The sequence below is a fragment of the Pseudocolwellia agarivorans genome (assembly GCF_002000085.1).
GTDB classification, from domain to species: domain Bacteria; phylum Pseudomonadota; class Gammaproteobacteria; order Enterobacterales; family Alteromonadaceae; genus Pseudocolwellia; species Pseudocolwellia agarivorans.
In genome coordinates this window covers 1-1,023 of the sequence record NZ_MUZU01000041.1, presented here as the reverse complement: position 1 = coordinate 1,023, position 1,023 = coordinate 1, and the positions used below count along the sequence as shown (strand labels likewise).

Sequence of the window (1,023 nt, the reverse complement as noted above, 5' to 3'; positions counted from 1 at the left end):
CGGCGGCCGTAACTATAACGGTCCTAAGGTAGCGAAATTCCTTGTCGGGTAAGTTCCGACCTGCACGAATGGCGTAATCATGGCCACACTGTCTCCACCCGAGACTCAGTGAAATTGAAATTGCGGTTAAGATGCCGTATACCCGCGGCTAGACGGAAAGACCCCGTGAACCTTTACTATAGCTTGACAGTGAACATTGCTCCTACATGTGTAGGATAGGTGGGAGGCTTTGAAGATGCGTCGCCAGATGTGTTGGAGCCAACCTTGAAATACCACCCTTGTATGCGTGATGTTCTAACCTAGGGCCCTAATCGGGCTTGGGGACACTGTCTGGTGGGTAGTTTGACTGGGGCGGTCTCCTCCCAAAGAGTAACGGAGGAGCACGAAGGTTGGCTAAGTACGGTCGGACATCGTACGGTTAGTGCAATGGCATAAGCCAGCTTAACTGCGAGACAGACACGTCGAGCAGGTACGAAAGTAGGTCATAGTGATCCGGTGGTTCTGTATGGAAGGGCCATCGCTCAACGGATAAAAGGTACTCCGGGGATAACAGGCTGATACCGCCCAAGAGTTCATATCGACGGCGGTGTTTGGCACCTCGATGTCGGCTCATCACATCCTGGGGCTGAAGTCGGTCCCAAGGGTATGGCTGTTCGCCATTTAAAGTGGTACGCGAGCTGGGTTTAGAACGTCGTGAGACAGTTCGGTCCCTATCTGCCGTGGGCGTTTGAGAATTGAAGAGGGCTGCTCCTAGTACGAGAGGACCGGAGTGGACGAACCGCTGGTGTTCGGGTTGTTATGCCAATAGCATTGCCCGGTAGCTACGTTCGGAACTGATAACCGCTGAAAGCATCTAAGCGGGAAACAGGCTTTGAGATGAGTTCTCACTGGAGCTTTAAGCTCCCTAAAGGGTCGTTGGAGACTACAACGTTGATAGGTCAGGTGTGTAAGGGTTGTGAGGCCTTGAGCTAACTGATACTAATTGCCCGTGAGGCTTAACCATACAACACCTAAATAGTTTTG

1 rRNA gene is annotated in these 1,023 nt (G+C 51.9%); it reads left to right on the top strand.

What is annotated here, in order from left to right:
• Positions 1-1,003 (top strand): 23S ribosomal RNA (locus tag B0X80_RS20225); the annotation flags it as partial.
• Positions 1,004-1,023: the final 20 nt, after the last annotated feature.